The following is a 20,232-nucleotide window of genomic DNA, read 5'->3' on the forward strand; positions in this document are numbered from 1 at the left end:
ACACCCCTTTTTCTGCCTCTGGGCAGCAGGATTCTTAACGGTGTTATTTTGTACTAGTAACGCTACACTAGAACAACTAAAGTGTTCAAAAAATTTACAACAAATAAAAGAAAAATAAGAACCCTTAGTTTTTAGGTTATTGGGTAGTAAAGGTGAGTAATTAAGTGGAAATATTAAGAAGATACGAAGTGATTAGTCCTCAATCTAATAACTAACGACTAATGACTGATAATTAATGACTAATGACTGATAACAAATATGCGTAATTTTCTCAAACAAACTTTTGCCAGCCTAGTCGGAAGCCTATTGGGACTGTTCATTTTCTGCGGTGTGGGAACGACTGGACTGTTGTTTCTACTGTTTGCAGCAGCCTCATCCAAAGATGTCGGTCCTGTTGTGAAAGATAAATCAGTGCTGGTTTTTGACTTGTCTACAAACATAACTGATGGCAAGCCAAGTTCTAGTGAATTGCTTCAACAAGTATTATCCACTGAGGATAATAAAAGGATGTCACTGCGCACAGTTCTAGAGGCTTTGGACAAAGCACAGCGTGACAAACGAATTGTTGGTATATATTTAGATGGAACTGACGCCACACAAGCTAAAGTTACAGGCTTTGCCAGCCTCAAAGAAATTCGTCAGGCGTTGGAGAAGTGTCGCGCTGCTGGCAAGAAGATCATAGCATATGGCATGGATTGGGGGGAAAAAGAATATTACTTAAGTTCTGTGGCTGATAGCATTGTGGTTAACCCCTTAGGAGGAATGGAAATCAATGGTTTGAGCACTCAGCCAATGTTCTATGCTGGGGCTTTGGAGAAATACGGCGTTGGTGTTCAAATTGTACGGGTAGGGAAGTTCAAAGGAGCAGTTGAACCATTCATACTCAAAAAGCTGAGTCCAGAAAACCGCGCACAAACTCAGGAATTGTTGGATGATGTTTGGGGAGAGTGGCGTGCTACGGTAGGAGCAAGTCGCAAAATAAATCCGCAACAGTTGCAGGCGATCGCAGATAATCAAGCTTTGTTGTTGGCAGATCAAGCCAAAGCTAATCGCTTGGTGGATAAAGTAGGATATTTCGATCAGGTGGTTGCTGACCTTAAGCAGTTGACCAACAGCGATAAAGAAGATAAGACATTCCGTCAAATCAGCCTGAAAGAGTATGCGGAAGTTTCCGGAAAGTCCTTGGGTGTCGAACGCGACTCGCAAAATAAAATTGCGGTGGTTTATGCTGAAGGTGAGATTGTCGATGGACAAGGAGATGATGGAGATGTGGGGGGCGATCGCTTTGCCAAAATTTTCCGCCGGCTGCGCCAAGATAAAAATGTCAAAGCTGTTGTCCTGCGGATAAACAGTCCAGGTGGGAGCGTTTCAGGTTCTGACGTGATACAAAGGGAAGTGCGGCTGACTGGTCAAGACAAACCTGTTATCGTATCGATGGGTAATGTCGCCGCCTCTGGTGGCTACTGGATTGCTACAGACTCTAAACGCATTTTTGCTGAACCTAACACAGTTACAGGTTCGATAGGTGTGTTTGCACAGATTTTTAATTTCCAAAAACTGGCAAATGACAATGGTGTGACCTGGGATTCAGTGAAAACTGCCCGCTATGCTGATACTCAAAGTGTTGGTCGCCCTAAATCTCCCGGGGAATTGGCAATATACCAGCGTAGTGTTAACCGAATTTACGATACGTTTCTTGATAAAGTCGCACAAGGTCGCAAACTTCCTAAGCAAAAAGTCGCTGAAATTGCTCAAGGACGAGTTTGGTCCGGTGCTGCAGCGAAAAAAATAGGTTTAGTGGATGACATTGGCGGTTTGGATGCTGCTGTTAAATACGCAGCGACTGCCGCAAATCTGGGAGATAACTGGCAATTACAAGAATATCCCAAAGGAGGCAATCTTAGAGAACGCTTCTTTGGACAGGTGAGTGAACAAGCACGAACTGTTTTAGGCGTGGATAAAGTGCAACTCAAAGCACCAGATCCGTTGATGAGTGAATTCCAAAAACTGCAACAGGAATTAGCAATTTTGCGGAAAATGAACGATCCACAGGGTATTTATGCTCGCTTACCCTTTAACTTGAAGATTGAGTGATACAGCAGGGAACGCTTAACAGGCTTGATGCTCTACATGAACTAATGAGAAAATGTGGTATCTGTATTTTCTCATTAGTTCATGTCCTAATCTACCTGGCAACAGCTATATCAGGAGAGTGGAGAGCGACGAGGGGACAAATCAATTCAAAATCACCCAAGATTGGAGCGGAGGAAACTTCCGCTCCAACTTCTCTCAAAATTAGAAGTCTCTCCCTCCTCTCCCTCACTCCCTCACTCCCTCACTCCCTCACTCCCAGCCTACGGCTCGCTTCGCTAACACTCCCTCCTCTACCAACCTCCTCATTTGTGCAAAAAGAGTTAACATCTGAGCTGGTGACAAGAGCAGTATGGATGTGTAAAGTAGTTATGGACTACTTACCATTCATGAGATTTTATGCAACTGCCTAAGGACATAAAAACCAAACGTCTTTTGCTTCTTGTCTTTTCCTGTAGTTTGGCTGGTGTAATTGTCGGAGGTACCGCAAATTGGGCAGAGAGCAATTCCTGTTTGCAAGCCAGCACAGTTACGAATGAATGTCTAACCCAGGATCAAACTACTAAAACTATTGAGGGAATGAGCACTGGTTTGATAGTTGGGGCTGGGGCGGCTTTTGGTGCAGCATGGCAACATCGGCATGAAGATTGAAATTTGCTGACATAATTATCCCATAGCTGCCTTTAAGCGCAGCTGCAAACCCATTACTTATACTTAATTGAATCAAGAAACAGATTTCAACTTAAAATAATAGCGATGAATAAACCCGGTTTTTTGGAGAAGCCGGGTTTTTGAGTGTTGAACATATTTACATTGATAGGACTTACGCATGGAAACGAGAAATCAAGGGTTTGGGCAAGGGGTATAGGGGTATAGGGGTGTAGGGGCAAAACAAGTAAAAACCATAAGGTAAGAACAAATAAATTTTTCTTTTGCCTTTTAGCTTTTAACTTTTAACTTCTATACACCCACGCGTTTTCCCCTTACACCCAGCCTACGGCTCGCTGCGCTAACACACCCTTACACCCTTGGTTGTTGACATACTTATTCACTTCACAAAATTTTATGGAAAAGGCTTCTAATTTATTACTTAAACTTTCACGCCGTTTATTTAACAACTTAGATGAACAAGAGGTATTTGTTGAAACTTTAATTCATCCTAAACCTTTTCATCCCTGTATTCTTTGGTGTCAAGAAAAGCCTAAAGATTATCCCTTTTCTGTAGAAATACCAACAGTTTGGCAACCACAATTCATAGACCGTTTATCACTTGGAGAAAAACCAGGTCAACATCCCCTGCATGAACAAGGATATTTTTATTGTCTAGATTTTTCTTCTGTGTTCGCCGCTTCTACTTTGTTAACAATTCCTAGCCCGGTTAAGTCAGTTTTTGATATGTGTGCTGCGCCAGGAGGTAAGAGTATCTTTGCTTGGAAAAGTTTACAACCGGAATTGTTAATCAGTAACGAAGTCATTGGCAAACGCTTGGGAATGTTAATTTCTAACTTAAAGCGTTGTCAGATTAACTCTTCTGTCGTCGTTAGTAAAGACTCTACTTTTTTTGCTGAAAGAATACCTTTATCTAGTCATTTAGTTATAGTGGATGCCCCTTGTACTGGACAATCTTTACTTGCTAAAGGGGGTAAAGCACCTGGATGTTTTCATCCCACTGCTATTAATAAAAGTGCTAATAGACAAAAGAGAATTATAGCAAACTCTGCTAAAATAGTAGCACCACAAGGATATCTTAGTTATATGACTTGCACTTACTCTCCAGAGGAGAATGAGGAAGTTTGTGAATGGTTTTTGGAAAGATTTCCTCAATTTAAGGCAGTTGAAATTAGTCATTTACAAAGCTATCAGTCGCATTTTACTTCTGTGCCTTGTTATCGGATGTTTCCTCAAGATAGATTGGGTGCAGGTGCATTTACAGTTTTGTTTAAAAATACTGACGAGGGTGAGACAAACAAGGTAGATATGGAGGCTTTATCTGCAGTTTGGATGAATATAGCAATAACATCCCCGACTTCTCAATAAGATCCCCGACTTGGTAAAAGTTGTCGGGGATCTGTGGCTTTCAATTCTCACAAATAAAATAGGATAGTTTTAGCATATTTATGCTAGCCTGTCTAGGCTCGTCAGTTGTACTGTTGATACGCGCGTTGCATTCTGTTGTAGTAGCTTGAAGTTGGGTGAGATTGCTTCCTTCCGCTTTGCTACAGTCGCAATGACAGAATACTATCTTTGACAGCAACTTGGTATGATTAGCCTCCTCATTAGTGTATACCGAATCTTTTTTCGTGGTATCTGCAATAACTTTTATTTTGGTTTTGTGTAAAACTAAATATTGTGAGAACTTTACCAGGTAGATAAGTTGTTTACCAATCAAGCTGGTGAGAGTTAAGTGAAGTCCTAAATCAGGCACTTACGACATGGCTCAGATACAACATTTTCAGAAAACATAACAGCATTCAATAGCTATTTTAAGTCATTTCTCAGCGCTAGTTTAAGAATAAAACTCATTCTAGTAAATAGGGTATGTCTTCATTTAATAACTTGATGAGAGAGTTCTTTAGCAACTGAACGACACCAACCACACGATACAAGACAAATTTTAGCAATTATGACAACTTCAAACAGCAACTCACAAATCAACAAAACTGAGCAAGAATGGCGTGAAGAGTTGACACAGGAACAGTTTTGTGTATTGCGTCAACATGCTACAGAACGTCCTCACACCAGCCCACTCAATAAGCAGTATGCTGAAGGCACTTACGTGTGTGCTGCGTGTGGTCAGCCACTGTTTACATCTGGAACTAAATTTGACAGCGGTACTGGCTGGCCTAGCTTTTTTAACCCAATTGAGAGTGCAATTGGCACATCTGTAGATAAGTCGTTGTTTATGACCAGAGTTGAAGTGCATTGCGATAACTGTGGTGGACATTTGGGTCATGTGTTTGACGATGGTCCTGGACCCACTCGTAAACGCTACTGCATTAATGGTGTAGCTCTAAAGTTTATCCCACAAGAGTAATATAGCGGTTCTCACTTGAGTCACATACACCACCACGAATAATGTAGAGACGTTGCGTGCAACGTCTCTACAGTTCATAACACAACGTTGTGCACGATGCTCCCTTTGGATTAGATCCATTGGGAGCATCATCGTTGATGAAATTTTCAAGTTTTTTGTTGGTATTATTTTACTAATCTTGTTGGTAATTGTGGAGTTATCTTGGTACGATCCTACCTATCACAATTTCGTTAAAACAAGGTCTCTGTAAGTCCCGCTGTGTTATGAAAAGAAGACAACTTTTTCCCTTTATCAGTATAGTAGTTGCTAGCTTGTTGTTGGTAGTTGGTTTGCGATTGTTTGATCCATCTGCTGTGATTGCACAATCCAAGGTTAACCTCCTTGTATCTGCAGCCGCCAGTCTTAAAGATGGGATGGAGGAAATCAAGACTTCGTACCAACAAAGTAAACCAAATGTCAACCTGAGTTACAACTTTGGTGCTTCCGGTGCTTTACAGCAACAGATAGAGCAAGGTGCACCCGCAGATATCTTTATCTCAGCTGGGAAAAAGCAAATGGATGCCTTGGAACAAAAGGGGTTATTAGTTCAAGGAACCCGTAGTAACTTGGTAAACAACAGTCTGGTCTTAATTGTGCCTAGTAACTCTACAGGTGTCACCAGCTTCAATACCCTCACAGACGCCAAAGTCAAGAAAATTGCGATCGGCGAACCCAGAAGCGTTCCAGCAGGTCAATACGGTGAGCAAGTTCTGGAGAAATTGAACCTTTTGCAGCAAGTCAAACCCAAACTTGTTTACGCCAACAACGTGCGTCAAGTGCTGGCATCTGTGGAAAGCGGTAACGCTGATGCTGGTCTTGTTTATGCAACGGATGCCAAAATCTCTAATAAGGTAAAAGTGGCAGTTGTCGCTGATGACAAGTCCCACTCCCCGATTGTTTATCCAATGGCAGTGCTCAAAAGCAGTAAGAATGTTGATGCTGCCAAGGAATTCGTCCAGTTTTTAACCACCGAGCCATCTCAGACTGTACTGAAGAAATATGGGTTTATTGTGCAACCATCAAAAGTACCAGCAATGAGCCGTTAAACCCTGGAGTTTAGTTATTTGGTTTTAAAAACGTAAGAATTCAGCACTTCTTGAATCAGAAGTGAGCCAGCGCGGACGCCACATGCCTAGGGAGGGTTTCCCTCCTGTAGCAGTGGCTCGTCTTGGGGAGGACAGTGCCGTGGGCGGCGGGTCTCCCGACTTGTAGACGCCCGGAGGGCGGTGAGCTTTCAAGGGTAGGTATTTTGTATTTGGTCTTTTTTTGACTATTTCAGCCAATTTAAAAATCCTGAAACGACCAAACCACCTTAAACACTTGAGAATTTTCTCAACTATTTGTGAGATTCTAAAAAACCTACCCTTGAAAGCTTGTCATTACCAACATTTTTTCAAAACAGGCGATAAGCCGGAGGCTTGACGCTACGCGTATCGCCCTAAAAATTAGATTTCAAAACCCTGATTCTTCCGTTGCCATTCTCAATAAAGATCAAAAAATGGAAATGAAAGGAGGAGCTTTAAAAGCTTCTGTTGTAAGGTTTTCAGGAGATGTTGGTAATGACAAGTTAGGTTAACGGAGTGTCAAATTGCTCAAGTAAATTTGGCAGTAATCTCATAGAACTAAAAACAACTGATGCGCCTGCTGCTTGCAATTTTTGTGGATGACTGTATTCTGCATAACCAAAAACTTTCATCCCAGCGCTAAATCCGGCTTGCACACCGATTGGAGTATCTTCAACTACCACACATCGCTGTGGATGAACTTTCATTTTCTCGGCTGCATATAAGAATAGATCTGGATGTGGTTTACCGCGTGCGACATCTGTAACACTAAATATTTTTTTCTCAAAATATGGCATTAACCCTGTGACACCTAACTTTGTTTGAACCATTTCATGTGTGCTATTTGAAGCTACACAATAAGAAGTTTTAATTTGAGATAAAACATCATGTATGCCCTTAATTGGCTTTAATTTTTCTGATAAACTCTTCTTGTTGCGTTGCCTAAATTCGGTGACAAAATTATCTGGAATAGGTTTTCCAAGGGACTTTTGAATAATTTCTACACATGCTGTCATAGGTTGACCGACGAATGTGTTAGATATATATTCCAAGGTGACCGGTAACCCGATTTCACTAAGCATTGCCGCAAAAACCGAGTTAGTGATTTGTTCACTATCTACAAGTACACCATCACAATCAAAGATAACTAAGTCAAATGGACTCATTGATTTTCCTACTTCAACCCGAAACTCATTTTCTCATGGCTGAAGTTAGAGTTGAGTTTGATTTTAAAGTGGAAGTCGCCATTTAATAAGGGACTTCCAGAAAATAAAATACAGAGCAATCGCGCTTCACAAACCCTTGACATTATGAGCCTTTGAGGGAATGAAACAGCCCTGCTTTTTAAGGGGGTTGCCGCAGGCGGGGGGATCTTAACCGAACCGTGTTGAAGAAGTTTAGGCGCGTCGCCTTGCTCAATTCCCCATAAGGGTGGTGCGATCTACGCAATTTTTATTTAGTTTCTTTATACTAAAAAATAAAAAATTATACTATTACAGAATACTTGAACTGTTGCAGTTAGGAATATTATAAGTCATTGATGAATCAATAAAAAGTAAAAAATTATCCTAGATGTTACCAACTGAATCAGCAGGGAGCAAAAAAATTTTCCACAAGCAAAAAAATTAGCGATATCCATGCTAAGGTTATTTTAAGGAATCAAAAAAGGAATCAAAAAAGCGCTCATTGCAATAATCTTAAGGGGAAATTAAGATTATTTCAATCTTGGTCTATTACTCTGGTAAATCCGCATCAACTTGCTACGCTTTTTGTCACCAAGAGATAGAGCCAAATGAAGACGGATAATGACCTTCGTAACAACTTGAAGTCCATTAGAACCCGCTTAGGCATGAGTCAGCAAGAATTGGCTAGCTTAGCAGGCGTGACACGTCAGGCAATTAGTGGTGTAGAGTCAGGACAATGTACTCCTTCTGTCGCTACGACAATTCGTCTAGCAAAGGCGCTGGGTTGCAAGGTCGAAGATCTATTCTGGCTAGAGCAGGATTTGCCGCAAGTCCAAGCAGTTTTGGCGAAATCTATCCCTTGCAGTCAACAACAGCGAGTTAGTTTGGCGCGGATTGGGGGGCAATGGATTGCATATCCCCTGGTTGGGAATGATGCTTTTCGTATGGAGATGATTTCGGCTGATGCCCAAATCGATAGTCAGACAGATACAAATACCTGCCTAGTCAGACTTCTTGACGATATAGACAGATTTGAAAATACAGTTGTGATTGCTGGTTGTGCGCCTGTGCTTTCCCTGTGGGCAAGAGCCACCGAACGCTGGTATCCTCAACTGCGAGTCCAGTATAAATTCGCTAACAGCATGGCTGCGTTAGAGAGTTTGTGCCGAGGTGAGACTCATATTGCTGGGATGCACCTATATGACTCCCAAACAGGGGAGCATAATATTCCCTTTGTTCGTGAAGTCTTAGCAGGAAAAGAAGCAGTTTTAATCACTCTTGGAATTTGGGAAGAGGGATTATTAGTACAGTCTGGCAATCCGATGCAAATCACAACAGTGACTGACTTAGTAGAAGCAAAAGCAAAGATTATTAACCGCGAAAAAGGAGCTGGCATTCGGTTGCTTTTGGAACGTAAACTGCAAGAGGAGCAACTGCCATGTGATTCTGTTAAAGGATTTGACAGTATCGCCAGAAGCCATCATAGTGTTGCTGATGCTGTCGTCTCAGGATTTGCGGATGCAGGAATTTCTACAGCGTCTGTGGCTACAGCTTTTGGATTGGAATTCATCCCTTGGCATTCCTCACGCTACGACTTAGTGATTCTCAAGGAATACTTGCAAGAACCACCAGTACAGCAGTTACTCAATACCTTAGAGCGTCGGTCTGTTCATTCACAACTAGAAATCATCGGTGGTTGTGATACTAGCAAAACTGGGGACTTAGTCGCAACAATTTAGAGTGGATTGCTATTGATTAAATAGTCATTATATAAGAATGAACAGGCAACAGGGAAATCCCCTTGACACAAAAGTAGGGGATTTGACAAGGACACCTTGTTTCATTCCACGGTTTTCTCGTTGAGTGCAAGCGGCGTTCATTAATTATTAGCTTGTTGGTACATACCTTGCCTCATCATAGACAAAAAAATAGATAAGAATTCTGACTTCAAAGAGCACTTTTTTGTAGATGAGGGAAAAACCTCAACAAAATGCCCAATTCTTGATAAAAATGCCTTCAAGTAACTTCTTGTAGGCTAGGACAAATAATCACCAACTAAAGACTCACATGAGATTTCTTCCTCGTATGTATGCGGTAGAGCGATCGCCCCCCGTAGGCGCTGCTGTTTGCCAATGGCCTCCTGTTGGCAGAAGTACTACAGCAAGGCGCGACGTTCTACATACGGTCACAGCTGTAACTCCACAGTGTGAACACCTCATAAACTAGCAGACCCAATCACTAATTTCTCAATTGCAGGAGAAAACTCATCATGTCCGTTGACCAAAAAATTAGACAAATAGCATTCTACGGTAAAGGCGGTATCGGTAAGTCCACCACCTCTCAAAACACCCTCGCTGCTATGGCAGAAAAGGGTCAGCGCATTTTGATTGTGGGATGCGACCCAAAAGCTGATTCCACCCGTTTGATGCTCCACAGCAAAGCCCAAACGACCGTACTTCACCTCGCCGCTGAGCGGGGCGCAGTAGAAGATTTGGAACTCGAAGAAGTGATGCTCACCGGCTTCCGTGGTGTACGTTGCGTAGAATCTGGTGGTCCCGAACCTGGTGTTGGTTGCGCTGGTCGTGGTATTATCACCGCCATCAACTTCTTAGAAGAAAACGGTGCTTACCAAGACGTGGATTTCGTTAGCTACGACGTGTTGGGTGACGTTGTCTGCGGTGGTTTCGCTATGCCTATCCGTGAAGGTAAAGCACAAGAAATCTACATTGTGACCTCTGGTGAAATGATGGCGATGTACGCTGCTAACAACATCGCTCGCGGTATTCTCAAGTATGCTCACTCTGGTGGTGTGCGCTTGGCTGGTCTGATTTGTAATAGCCGCAAAACTGACCGGGAAGACGAACTGATTAGCACACTAGCATCCCGGTTAAGCACCCAGATGATTCACTTCGTCCCCCGTGACAACATCGTGCAACACGCTGAGTTACGCCGGATGACTGTGAACGAGTACGCACCTGATAGCAATCAAGGTAACGAATACCGTGCATTAGCAGACAAGGTTATCAACAATAAAATGCTTGCCATTCCTACACCCATTGAAATGGAGGAGTTAGAAGAGTTGTTGATTGAATTCGGTATTCTCGAAAGCGAAGAAAATGCCGCAAAACTGATTGGCGTCGCCCAAGCTGAACAAGATGCCGAGAAAAAGCAAGAAGATCTTGAAGGCGAAGCGTTAGAAGCATTGAAAAAAGGCAACGTAGAAGTTGTTAAGAAGTAAGTCAGTGCGCTACGGAACGCTGGTAAAGATGATGTGGAGGTAGTCTGATGGCTGATGTATAGTTCTACTATTTCTAGGTTTTCCGTGTCAGCATGAATCTGTAAATGTTCGCGCGGTAAAACGATTAGTTTAATTTTTTGTTTTCTCCTTTTATTGGTTGGTTACATTTTGGGGAATGGGAAATCGCTCTTTTCCATTCCTTTTTTTTACCGATGTTTCTAGAGAATTTCTACTTGCATGAAAAGTGAAGACGTATTTAATAAAAACCCAGATCACAAAACGCAGAATCGAGAATCTATCCTGAGAGAAGGTCAAGAAGATTGTGCTTTTGATGGTGCAATGCTTACTTTAGTACCGATTACCGATGCTGCTCATTTAATTCACGGACCAAGCGGTTGCATCAACAATTGTTGGGGAAATCGCAGCAGTCTCTCTTCTAGTTCCATGCTATATAAAGCTCGTTTTACCACTGAGATGGATGAAAACGATATCATCTTCGGTGGAGCAAAAAAGTTATACAACGCCATTATAGAAACGCAAAGACGCTACAAACCTGCTGCGGTATTTGTCTATTCTACCTGCGTTTCTGCCCTTATCGGTGATGACCTTAATGGAGCCTGCACAGACGCTGCTGTGCAAACAGGAACTCCGATTATTCCTGTAGACTGTCCCGGATTTGTTGGTCGTAAAAATCGCGGTATGCGCATCGCTGGTGAAGCTTTGTTGGAACACGTTATAGGCACAGCGGAACCAGACTTTACTACACCTTATGATATTAATCTTATCGGTGAATCCAACATTGCTGCAATGTGGAACATTCTACCGCTATTTGAAAAATTAGGTATCCGAGTCCTCTCCAAAATTACGGGTGATACTCGCTACAAGGAAGTTTGTTATGCCCATCGTGCCAAGCTGAATGTGATCACCTCTTCCAAAGCACTGCTTAAAATGGCAAAAAAGATGGAAGAACGCTTTGGTATTCCATACATTCAAGAGTCTTTCTACGGTATAGAAAACATCAATCAAAGCTTACGGAATATTGCTGCTAAGTTGGGAGACTCCGACTTACAAGAACGTACAGAAAAATTTATTGCCTTAGAAACTAGTGCTTTAGAAGAGAAACTTGCTTTTTATCGCACTTCTGTGCAAGGCAAACGTATTGTTATTGATACACAAGAACTGAAAAGTTGGTCAATTATCTCGGCAGCTCAAAAATTAGGGATAGAACTTATCCCTATCAGCGCTGTTAAAAGTAGTCAGGAGGATAAAGCAAGAATTCAAAAGTTGCTGGGTAAGGATTGCATTATTCTCCAACAAAATACTCCAGAGGAAATTCTACAGATAATTAACGACAATAAAGCAGATATGTTAATTACAGCAGAACGCTATCAATACACCTCTGTTAAAGGTGAGATTCCTTCATTAGATATAAAGGCAGAACAAAATCATTCTTATGCAGGCTATGCAGGAATTTTAGAAGCGGCACAAAAACTGTATGCAACTCTTACCAGCCCTGTATGGAAACTAGTACACAAACCCACCCCGTGGGAAAACAGATAAAATTTTTCAACTGTGGTTCCCTGAATGAAGAACAGAGGAATTGAATCGATAGCGATCGCCTACGGCAGAGCTACGCTTAACGCCTGGTAACGTCCCTTGACATCCTCCCCTGACTTTTGAATCTATTACGCTCCCATGAATGACGCGCCCTCTGCCACTCATTGCTAGCTTGCCGCGCTGCTTACAGCACCCTTAAGGGCTGCAATTCCCTGTTCAATGCTAGCCCACAGACCCATGTCAGGTTCCTTACCGGCTATCTCTCGCGTTCCGACGAAGTAAAGAACGCCTTTAAGAATCTCTTGGTGAGCGCGATTTTCAAAATTAACTCGGTTGAGCGGTTCCATCAGATTTTGAAGGTCATCATTCAAGGACTGGGCAACCTTGTGTAGAACCAGCCCGGTCATTGTCTGTTGATGTTTTAGCAACTCAAGCTGTAAGTACTTGTCATACAGAGTTAGCTCGGAGCCGCTCATCATTTGGCTTACCTTCTCAGCATGTTTTTGAGTAATGTCGCGAGGTTCTGAAGCGTTGCCGTATTTAGAAATAGCTGCTTCGATGATGCCGAGATTTTCGCGATCGCTCTTAATCATTCCTTCGAGCCGCTCGCAAATCGTCTTGTCGTCCGTCTGTGCTATTAACTTTTGCTCACTTTCCAACAGAACATTCTGAATAAGCTTTAGATCAGCAAGCTTAGTCGCTATATTTGTCACATCGGCCATTATTATTAACTCCAGACTACAGGTTTTATCGGTTATGAGAAGCAAACTCACTTTTTCCATATTCTCGTGAGGTTTGAGTAAGTCCGTCCCTCTTCAGAAAGATTTCTATCAAGTTCTGCATAGATTTAGGAATAATAACTAATCAACCGGACTTGATATAGGACTCCTATTTGATTTTTGAAAAAAACTCCGTACACCTTTATTGCTTCTTAAGCGTTCCCTGTTAAGCGTTCCCTGTTAAGCGCCCTGACTTTGTTAGTTCACCCTATGGCTAACGCCACGCCTTACGGCTATCGGGTTCGCCAGATGCCTACGGAGGGAAACCCTCCTGCAGCACTGGTCTCACCAAATCAAACCGGATTCCTATATAATTTGTCAACGCAAACAAATAATCTGGCAATTAACAACACTGCCCACCCTACGCTCAACTGTTCATTGTTAATCTAAATCCCGTGACTTTTCCCAATCACCCAATGACGTTTGAAAAAACGCGCCAAAGCTGACTCTTCCAAAGATAAATAAATTGGACGTCCGTGGGGACAGGTACGAGGGTTGCGCGTGCGTTGCCATTCATCCAAAAGTGTTTGCATTTGTTGTAAACTGAGGGGAGTACCGTTGCGAATAGCACTACGACAGGCGACAGCAACTTGTGCTGCTTGTAAGTCACCTCCCCAACTCAGTTCTAAAATGGCGTCTGCACAGTCGTCTCGCTGTTGTAAAAGTGTGGGAACCGTACGAACTGCCCAAAGTTGCTCACCAAAGGGTTCTATATCTAAATCAATTCGTTGTAGTTGCGATACTTGCGCCGGAGATAATTGATAGAGAATGATTGGAGGTTCAATTGGAATAATTTTCCAATTGTCGCACAATTGCTCGTACAAAACTCGTTCATGGGCAATGTGCTGTTCAACTAACCACACTCCAGTAGGATGTTCTGCCACGATATAAGTGTTATTTACTTGAGCAACAGCTTTTAGTTGTAGAGACGTTGCTAGCAACTTCTGTTGATGCGTTTTGTGTTCTTCACTAGGAACCGAACGATTGACATTGTATCCGCCTTTTTCTTCTGCAGCTTTGAGTAATTTACCAACTCGCGTTGTGTGAACAGCGTCTTTAACAGATGTAGAATTGATGCGGAGTGCTTGTGCGATCGCCGTACTAATTTGTTCTTGCCAGTAACTGAGTTGGTTAAGATAAATTTCTGTTTTTGCTGGGTTACGGTTCCAGTTGATATGCTCTGGAGAAATCAATAGATGCACAAAAGTGATTGGATAGCGATCGCGCGGTAATGTCCGATGAAATCCTGACAAGATAGTCTGCTCTAATTCCGATGACTTCACCATCCTTCCATTCACAGCAACTCGCACCCAGTCTGGACGATGGCGATGACAACGATCAGGTAATCCTACTACTAAATGGAGTGCACAGTGCTCAGTGCTGAGTGCAGAGTTTTGAGGTGGTGGTACTTCTAGTTTTAACTCTTGTAAATCAGCTTCTTTAACTTGATGTATAATCTGGGGCAACAGTTGTCCTATTGAGGCAGTCCGACAAAGGGTGAACCACTCTTTATCATTTTGCCAGACTTGCCAAGTGATATTCGGATGACATAAAGCGATTTGGTGAATTGTTGCTTGCACTGCTTTCATTTGCTGTGCTAAGGTTGGTAACCCCTGACGACGACCTGAACAATTTCCAAATAGATTTGAGACTGTCACAATGGTACCGGGGGCGATCGCACAAGCTTCCACATACAATGCTTCTCCACCGTAGCCATAGACGAATCGCCAACCACAATCTCCTCGTTGTGGACGACTTAATATTTCTAAATCTGCCAGCGTCGTCAAACTATGCAACGCCTCTCCACGAAACCCCAAACTTGTAATTTTCCACAAATCTGCACAACTGCAAATTTTACTGGTACTATGGGCGGTTGCTGCTTTGTGCAAGTCATATTCGGTCATTCCGCAACCATTATCTGCCACACGTACACGCCATTGCCCGGGCCATAAGGAAACAACAATTCGTGTTGCACCTGCATCAAGGGAATTTTCTACCAATTCTCGCACTACAGAGGCTAAGGAGTCGATAACCTCTCCGGCTGTAATCAGATGTACGACTTCTGCTGGTAAAGCATAAATAGTTGACGCCATAAATTACAGTGTAGAGGATGGATCGCAACTTGCTCCAAAATATTTCGACCAATTGCATCATCTTTCATAGAAATTCTGGTTGCTCTGACAAAGGTAGTAGTCTGCCAAGGTAACAATGCTTGGTTAATAGCAGCAAGAAAAATCTCTTTCTCCCCCTGCTTCCTCTGCTTCCCCTGCCTCCCCTGCTTGCCTTAACCCGGCAATTTTGGGTTGGTCGAGTAGTAGGATGATTAAATCCTGCGAGCGAATAATTTGCTACTATATCGATGAAAACCCAGAGCCGAAAGGCATTGTATTTAAAATTATCCTTAATCCTATGTCTCAAATAACATCACCCCTTAAGCACCACCAAACTCCTTTGAGGGTTAACCAGGCCACTCTCCAAAGTCTGGATCTATCTTGGTTAGGGTTTTCTGAGGAATTTACCCAGGTGATGGGGAACTGTGACTGGGGAACAGAACCGGAAGTGTTTATTACCAAAGCCCATTGGTTAGTCCATAAACAGATGACGGTAGAAGTCTTGAGGGCGATCGAGGAATTTTGTTTCGCTCCCAACGCCCCTAGTGCCTTACTCTTCAAAAATCTACCTGTGGACAACTTGTTACCCCTAACCCCAAAAACCTCTGGGGCGAGTGCAGCTAAATGTCCCATCAGTGAAGGGCTAATCCTAGGCATTGGTAGATGTTTTGGCCAGCCTTTTACTTATCCCTATCTCAAGGAGAGAGGCGGATTAATCCAAGATTTGGTTCCTATGGAAGCAGAAAAAAACTTGGCTTCAACGGGGGGTAGCTTAGTAGAACTAAAAATGCATCGGGACTTCCCCTTCCACCCAGAGACAACGTCCCCAGACTTGTTATTTTTACTTTGTTTACGGGGCGATTCTACCCAAAAAGCTTACACTATGCTATGTGATGCACGGACTCTGTGCAATGCGTTAGAACCTGAGGATGTTGAGTTACTGCGTCTTCACCCTATTGAATGGCGATTTCCCAACGCCGACCAATTTTTCCAAAAACCAGCCATTACCGGTACAATAGAAAATCCTTGTGTGAATCTGACTGATGAAAATGTTGCCCCAGGATCTACTATAGGTAGTCCCATAGAAGAGGTACAATCGGCTTATGAAAGACTGCGTGAGAAAGCAGCAGAGTTAGCGGCTGGAGTTTTTCTAACTAAAGGAGATTTGCTTATTATTAATAATAAGCGCACTGTACACGCCAGGACATCATTTACGCCTCGATTCGATGGTAGCGATCGCTGGCTTAAGAAGATTTTTGTCTCTTTCAACCTTTGGAATAGTGGTAAATGTCAGTGGCCAAGCCGTGAAATGCCTTTAGGTTAACGTGAGTTCAAAGGCTTGATTTAGGCACAAAAAAGCTGAGACTGCAATAAAAGCAAAAATTAAGCATATAGAACCTGGGTTTGCGTGTTTTGGTGAGCCTTGAGCCTGATGTATATAAACTTTCCATCACTCATGAATAAACAATATATTGCTAAAGGATTTGGAATTTTGCTGGGACTTTTATTTCTATGCGCTCCCGTCCTGGCACAGGAATACCGCATTGACCTGATTCGCGGCAACATTTATCGCGTGAGTGCTGGAAATCCCGTCCTGGCACAGGAATACCGCATTGACCTGATTCGCGACAACATTTATCGTCTGACTGCTGGAAATTATTGCTCCGTCTTCATGGTGACAGAGGCGGGAATCGTAGTGACCGATCCGATTAATAAAGCAGCGGCTACCTGGCTCAAGCGCGAATTGGCGCAACGATTTGGCAAGCCGATTCGCTATGTAATCTACAGCCACAATCATCCAGATCACACCTATGGGGGCGAAGTTCTCGATGGCGTAGGCATCGACTTTATCTCCCATCAACTGGCGCGCGAGGATTTGATTCACACCAAAGCGCAGACTCGCATTCCTAACCTCGTCTTCAAGGACGACATGACGCTTTTTCTTGGCGATAGTCGGGTGCACCTGCGCTATCACGGAACAAACAACGGGCGTGGCTCCATTTCAATGTTGTTTGAACCCGCCTCCGTTTTATATGTGGTGGACTGGATTGTGCTGGGCCGCATGCCCTACAAAGATCTTCAAGGTTACGATATCCAAGGGATGATCGATTCCACACGCGCGGTGCTGAACATGGATTTTGAAGTGTTTGTGGGCGGACATGCTAAGGCTGGTCAGAAAAAAGACGTGCGACGGTATCTCGAATATCTGGAAACTCTTTATGACGCCGTGCGCGATGGCATTCTCGCAGGGCAAGACCTCCCTACTCTTCAGAAAGAAATCCGGCTCGACACATACCGTGATCTGGCGATGTATGAGGAGTGGCTGCCGCTCAATATCAAAGGTGTTTACCGAACTTTAGTGGACGAATCTTATCTACTTATGCGTCCTTTGAGTGCGCGTCCCACGAAACTCCAGTAAGGGTTGACACTATTGGAACTAAATGTTCACTCAAACACATCGCTCTTCAAACAAAACTTTTCTATCTACTGACTTTATAAATTACCTCTAAAGGTCATTAATCCTTTGTCTTCGCTCTACTCAAGTTTGGAATTATACAACTTCATAAAATTTTACATCTATATCCTCAGTAAGACGTATATACATCAACCAATCGTTAATTTAAGTAAGAGTCTTTAAGGAGTTTCTATTTCAGTTTTCACTACCTTAAAGACTCATTTTTGTAGAACTTGAAAGGTAATTATGACACAATATACTCAGTCACCACCAGCAGAATATGCTGAGCTTTTTAGAAACCTGTCCATAGATAACCAACTTGCCGTCCTGTGGTATGTCTATATCAAAATCGGTGGTTCGACCAGACCCGGAGATCCTGAAGGAACAGCACCCGATACTTCTGATGAACTTTTTAATAAAGTAAAAGAAAAGTCCCATGAAGAGCAACTTCAAATCATGCGAGATTTGTTGACACCTTCTAGCACAGATATCAGGCGGGAATATGATTCGTTAAGCAACAATACTAAACTGGCTTTTTGGTATCGCTTGGCTCAAGGCATGGAAAATTCCACGATTGTTCCAGTACCATCTGACTATCAACTTTCTGCTCAAGCAAAAGAGTTGTTGTCTAGGCTTGAGCCGATTGACTTTGAACTACAATACGTTTTTCTCCGTGATGCATTGTTAGCAGGATACTAAGAGGACAAATTCACTGCTTGCAACTGCTTGTTGTAGGCTTCTGGTGTTTTTTCTGCTTGGAAGGCAGCAGGTAATTCCACAGAAAAAGTTTATCAGTTATCAGCTAACTGCTAATTGTTAACTGATAACTGATTTTGATCAAACTCCTACGGAAGTTCATCATTCAGTCATGGCTAGGGCTTTAGTGGGTTGCGGGTTTAGCAGCCCATTCAACAGGGAAACTGGGCGTTGTCCATAGGGCCAAGCAAAAGCATGACGGAATGCTGCATCCTGACAAGCTTGTAACTGTTCAAAATTAATAATGTTGTAAGTTAAGAGGTTCTCGTACTCGAAAGGTAGACGCACATTGTGCAAGCCAGCATTATCAGTACAAATTGCAATATCTACCCCAGCATCAAAGCAACGGTCAAATACTAACTTGAGTTGACGTATATCCTGCAAAGTACCAGTTTTGAGATAGGTTGTGGGGCAAACCTCCAAACACTGACCTCGCAAAGCTACATCTTTGAGCAATTCGGGATATAGCAGAGGAATTTGGATGCCGTGACCAATCCGCATCAGATACGGTAAAAGTTGGGGATCACATCCGGCAGTTGTTTCATAAAGGTGTCCTGTGGTGTTGAGTCCAAGCGATCGCGCATAATCATACAACTTTATCCATTCATCTATGCGCTCTCTTGAGTAACTATCTCCCCCAGCTACATCTATCCCACAAACATACTGCCTGTTTTGCGCTGCTAAATCAACAATCGCCTTATTCACCTCAAAGGGTAGGCGCGAGTGCATACAAAGAATTTGGCTGGTAACAATCGGATATTCTGGGAGAATGCTCGCTTTACCGACAACTTCCACAATTTCCGTCATCATGTCAATTCTCTGTGATTGACTCAGATGGTCTGGTGTTCGTAGATAAGGAGTATAGCGCAACTCCAGATATGCCAAATTTTCAAAAATATAAGCACCCCTGAGCAAGCGGTAGATAAAATAAGGCAAAGTCTCCACAGTTTGCACGCTTTCCACCAAAGTATGCAACTCCAGATACTCATCTAAAGTGTTGCGTGGACGCGTGTAGAAATCTTCAAATGCTGAATAGTCAGCAAAGCGAGAAATCAATTCAGGCGAGTGGCGCTCAAAGTACCGCCATAAAATACGAGGTACAACCGAACCCCCCAGATGCCTATGTAATTCTGCGTATAGAGTCATAGTAGTGTTTTTACAAAACTAAAAATTTTAATTATTATTAACAGTAACAAATTAAAAAACAAGTTGTGGGTTCACGCATATTCCGCAGGTGCGATACTTTAACATTTGGTTAAAAAGTGTTTGCGATCATATTTATCCAAGTTGTGAGGAAAAATATTGATGATATAAATTGCAACTCGGATTCCAATTATCGCCTTGTGTCTTAATTAACCCCATGCTTTGTAATTTAAACGCCTCATGGGATCTTAGTCTCACAGGAGCATTTGCCGTGACTACGTTGCGGAAAGTAGCAGCTAGTTCTGGATGTTGTTGTAAATTTCACAAATGCTGTCGCAAATGGTTGCGGAATGGACTAACTTCCGTCGATGCTATTTGCGAAAGTTTCTCCAAGGAAACTTGCAGACATTTAAGATAATAAAGAGCCAAACGCACCAGATGAGGATGATCGCAGCAAGAGGTGGCGTGTTCGCGCAGCGTGCCGTCAGGCATACGACAGCGAGAGCCGGAATGCGCTCTCCTGCGCCCGTGTGTCCATACAGTGGGTGCGAGGGGGAGGCGCGTTTGCGTAGCGTGCCGTCAGGCATACGTAGCCAGAGCCTACGGGCTGCTACCGCAACCTGAATGCTCAACGCGTAGGCGTAGGGAATAGCGGTGGCTGCGACTATACAAATACTTTCAGGCATATTAGTGGCAAAAGGCTCAATTCTTTTTATCCAAAGTCTAATAGTTTAAATTCCGTGAAGTGTATAAGTTGATTAAGCTTACTCCTATATTCAGA

General features: G+C 42.9%; 15 protein-coding genes and 1 pseudogene. 11 read left to right on the top strand and 5 right to left on the bottom strand.

Annotated features, from left to right (window positions below):
- The first annotated feature begins 258 nt into the window (after positions 1-258).
- The 5 genes from sppA (at position 259) to modA (ending at position 6,210) form a co-directional block, all read left to right on the top strand.
- Positions 259-2,094 (top strand): signal peptide peptidase SppA, encoded by a 1,836-nt coding sequence (sppA, locus tag AC5JM2_RS35670; RefSeq protein WP_495840920.1) that lies wholly within the window; start codon positions 259-261, stop codon positions 2,092-2,094.
- Positions 2,095-2,490: 396 nt separating this feature from the next.
- Positions 2,491-2,742, top strand: a complete 252-nt coding sequence (locus AC5JM2_RS35675) for a hypothetical protein (protein ID WP_169264325.1) — start codon at positions 2,491-2,493, stop codon at positions 2,740-2,742.
- A 414-nt stretch (positions 2,743-3,156) separates the two neighbouring features.
- The gene (locus tag AC5JM2_RS35680; RefSeq protein WP_495840922.1) at positions 3,157-4,128 is read left to right on the top strand and encodes an RsmB/NOP family class I SAM-dependent RNA methyltransferase; all 972 of its coding nucleotides are present in this window, start codon (positions 3,157-3,159) and stop codon (positions 4,126-4,128) included.
- Between the two features lie 586 nt (positions 4,129-4,714).
- Positions 4,715-5,125 (top strand): peptide-methionine (R)-S-oxide reductase MsrB, encoded by a 411-nt coding sequence (msrB, locus tag AC5JM2_RS35685; RefSeq protein ID WP_495840924.1) that lies wholly within the window; start codon positions 4,715-4,717, stop codon positions 5,123-5,125.
- 263 nt (positions 5,126-5,388) lie between these two features.
- The gene (gene modA / locus AC5JM2_RS35690; RefSeq protein ID WP_495840926.1) at positions 5,389-6,210 is read left to right on the top strand and encodes a molybdate ABC transporter substrate-binding protein; all 822 of its coding nucleotides are present in this window, start codon (positions 5,389-5,391) and stop codon (positions 6,208-6,210) included.
- Positions 6,211-6,731: 521 nt separating this feature from the next.
- Here modA and AC5JM2_RS35695 read toward each other — a convergent pair.
- The gene (locus AC5JM2_RS35695; RefSeq protein WP_495840928.1) at positions 6,732-7,394 is read right to left on the bottom strand and encodes an HAD family hydrolase; all 663 of its coding nucleotides are present in this window, start codon (positions 7,392-7,394) and stop codon (positions 6,732-6,734) included.
- 626 nt (positions 7,395-8,020) lie between these two features.
- Between AC5JM2_RS35695 and AC5JM2_RS35700 the strand changes: the two genes are divergently transcribed.
- The 3 genes from AC5JM2_RS35700 (at position 8,021) to nifE (ending at position 12,210) form a co-directional block, all read left to right on the top strand.
- Complete coding sequence (locus tag AC5JM2_RS35700) at positions 8,021-9,151, top strand: XRE family transcriptional regulator (RefSeq protein WP_495840930.1); 1,131 nt, start codon at positions 8,021-8,023, stop codon at positions 9,149-9,151.
- 530 nt (positions 9,152-9,681) lie between these two features.
- Positions 9,682-10,650, top strand: coding sequence for a nitrogenase iron protein (gene nifH / locus AC5JM2_RS35705; RefSeq protein WP_495840932.1), 969 nt, complete (start codon positions 9,682-9,684; stop codon positions 10,648-10,650).
- Positions 10,651-10,887: 237 nt separating this feature from the next.
- Positions 10,888-12,210, top strand: a complete 1,323-nt coding sequence (nifE, locus tag AC5JM2_RS35710; RefSeq protein ID WP_495840934.1) for a nitrogenase iron-molybdenum cofactor biosynthesis protein NifE — start codon at positions 10,888-10,890, stop codon at positions 12,208-12,210.
- Between the two features lie 164 nt (positions 12,211-12,374).
- Here the strand turns inward: nifE and AC5JM2_RS35715 are convergent, their stop codons facing one another.
- Together AC5JM2_RS35715 and mutL are read right to left on the bottom strand one after the other, a co-directional pair.
- Positions 12,375-12,920, bottom strand: coding sequence for a hemerythrin HHE cation-binding protein (locus AC5JM2_RS35715; RefSeq protein WP_495840936.1), 546 nt, complete (start codon positions 12,918-12,920; stop codon positions 12,375-12,377).
- 452 nt (positions 12,921-13,372) lie between these two features.
- A complete protein-coding gene (mutL, locus tag AC5JM2_RS35720; protein WP_495840938.1) occupies positions 13,373-15,079 on the bottom strand; it encodes a DNA mismatch repair endonuclease MutL in 1,707 nt (568 codons plus the stop codon).
- Positions 15,080-15,395: 316 nt separating this feature from the next.
- Between mutL and AC5JM2_RS35725 the strand changes: the two genes are divergently transcribed.
- The 3 genes from AC5JM2_RS35725 to AC5JM2_RS35735 all read left to right on the top strand — a co-directional run bounded on the left by AC5JM2_RS35725 (position 15,396) and on the right by AC5JM2_RS35735 (position 18,251).
- The gene (locus AC5JM2_RS35725) at positions 15,396-16,421 is read left to right on the top strand and encodes a TauD/TfdA family dioxygenase (protein WP_495840940.1); all 1,026 of its coding nucleotides are present in this window, start codon (positions 15,396-15,398) and stop codon (positions 16,419-16,421) included.
- Positions 16,422-16,553: 132 nt separating this feature from the next.
- Positions 16,554-17,516, top strand: coding sequence for an MBL fold metallo-hydrolase (locus AC5JM2_RS35730; protein WP_495840942.1), 963 nt, complete (start codon positions 16,554-16,556; stop codon positions 17,514-17,516).
- A 282-nt stretch (positions 17,517-17,798) separates the two neighbouring features.
- Complete coding sequence (locus AC5JM2_RS35735) at positions 17,799-18,251, top strand: orange carotenoid protein N-terminal domain-containing protein (RefSeq protein ID WP_495840944.1); 453 nt, start codon at positions 17,799-17,801, stop codon at positions 18,249-18,251.
- 159 nt (positions 18,252-18,410) lie between these two features.
- On the opposite strand, the gene AC5JM2_RS35740 is transcribed toward AC5JM2_RS35735, so the two are convergent.
- Positions 18,411-19,454: an adenosine deaminase gene (locus AC5JM2_RS35740; protein ID WP_495840945.1), complete on the bottom strand. Its 1,044-nt coding sequence runs from the start codon at positions 19,452-19,454 to the stop codon at positions 18,411-18,413.
- A 132-nt stretch (positions 19,455-19,586) separates the two neighbouring features.
- Positions 19,587-19,943: pseudogene (locus tag AC5JM2_RS35745) on the bottom strand (AAA-like domain-containing protein).
- Between the last annotated feature and the right edge of the window lie 289 nt (positions 19,944-20,232).

The sequence above is a fragment of the Brasilonema angustatum genome (assembly GCF_059505445.1).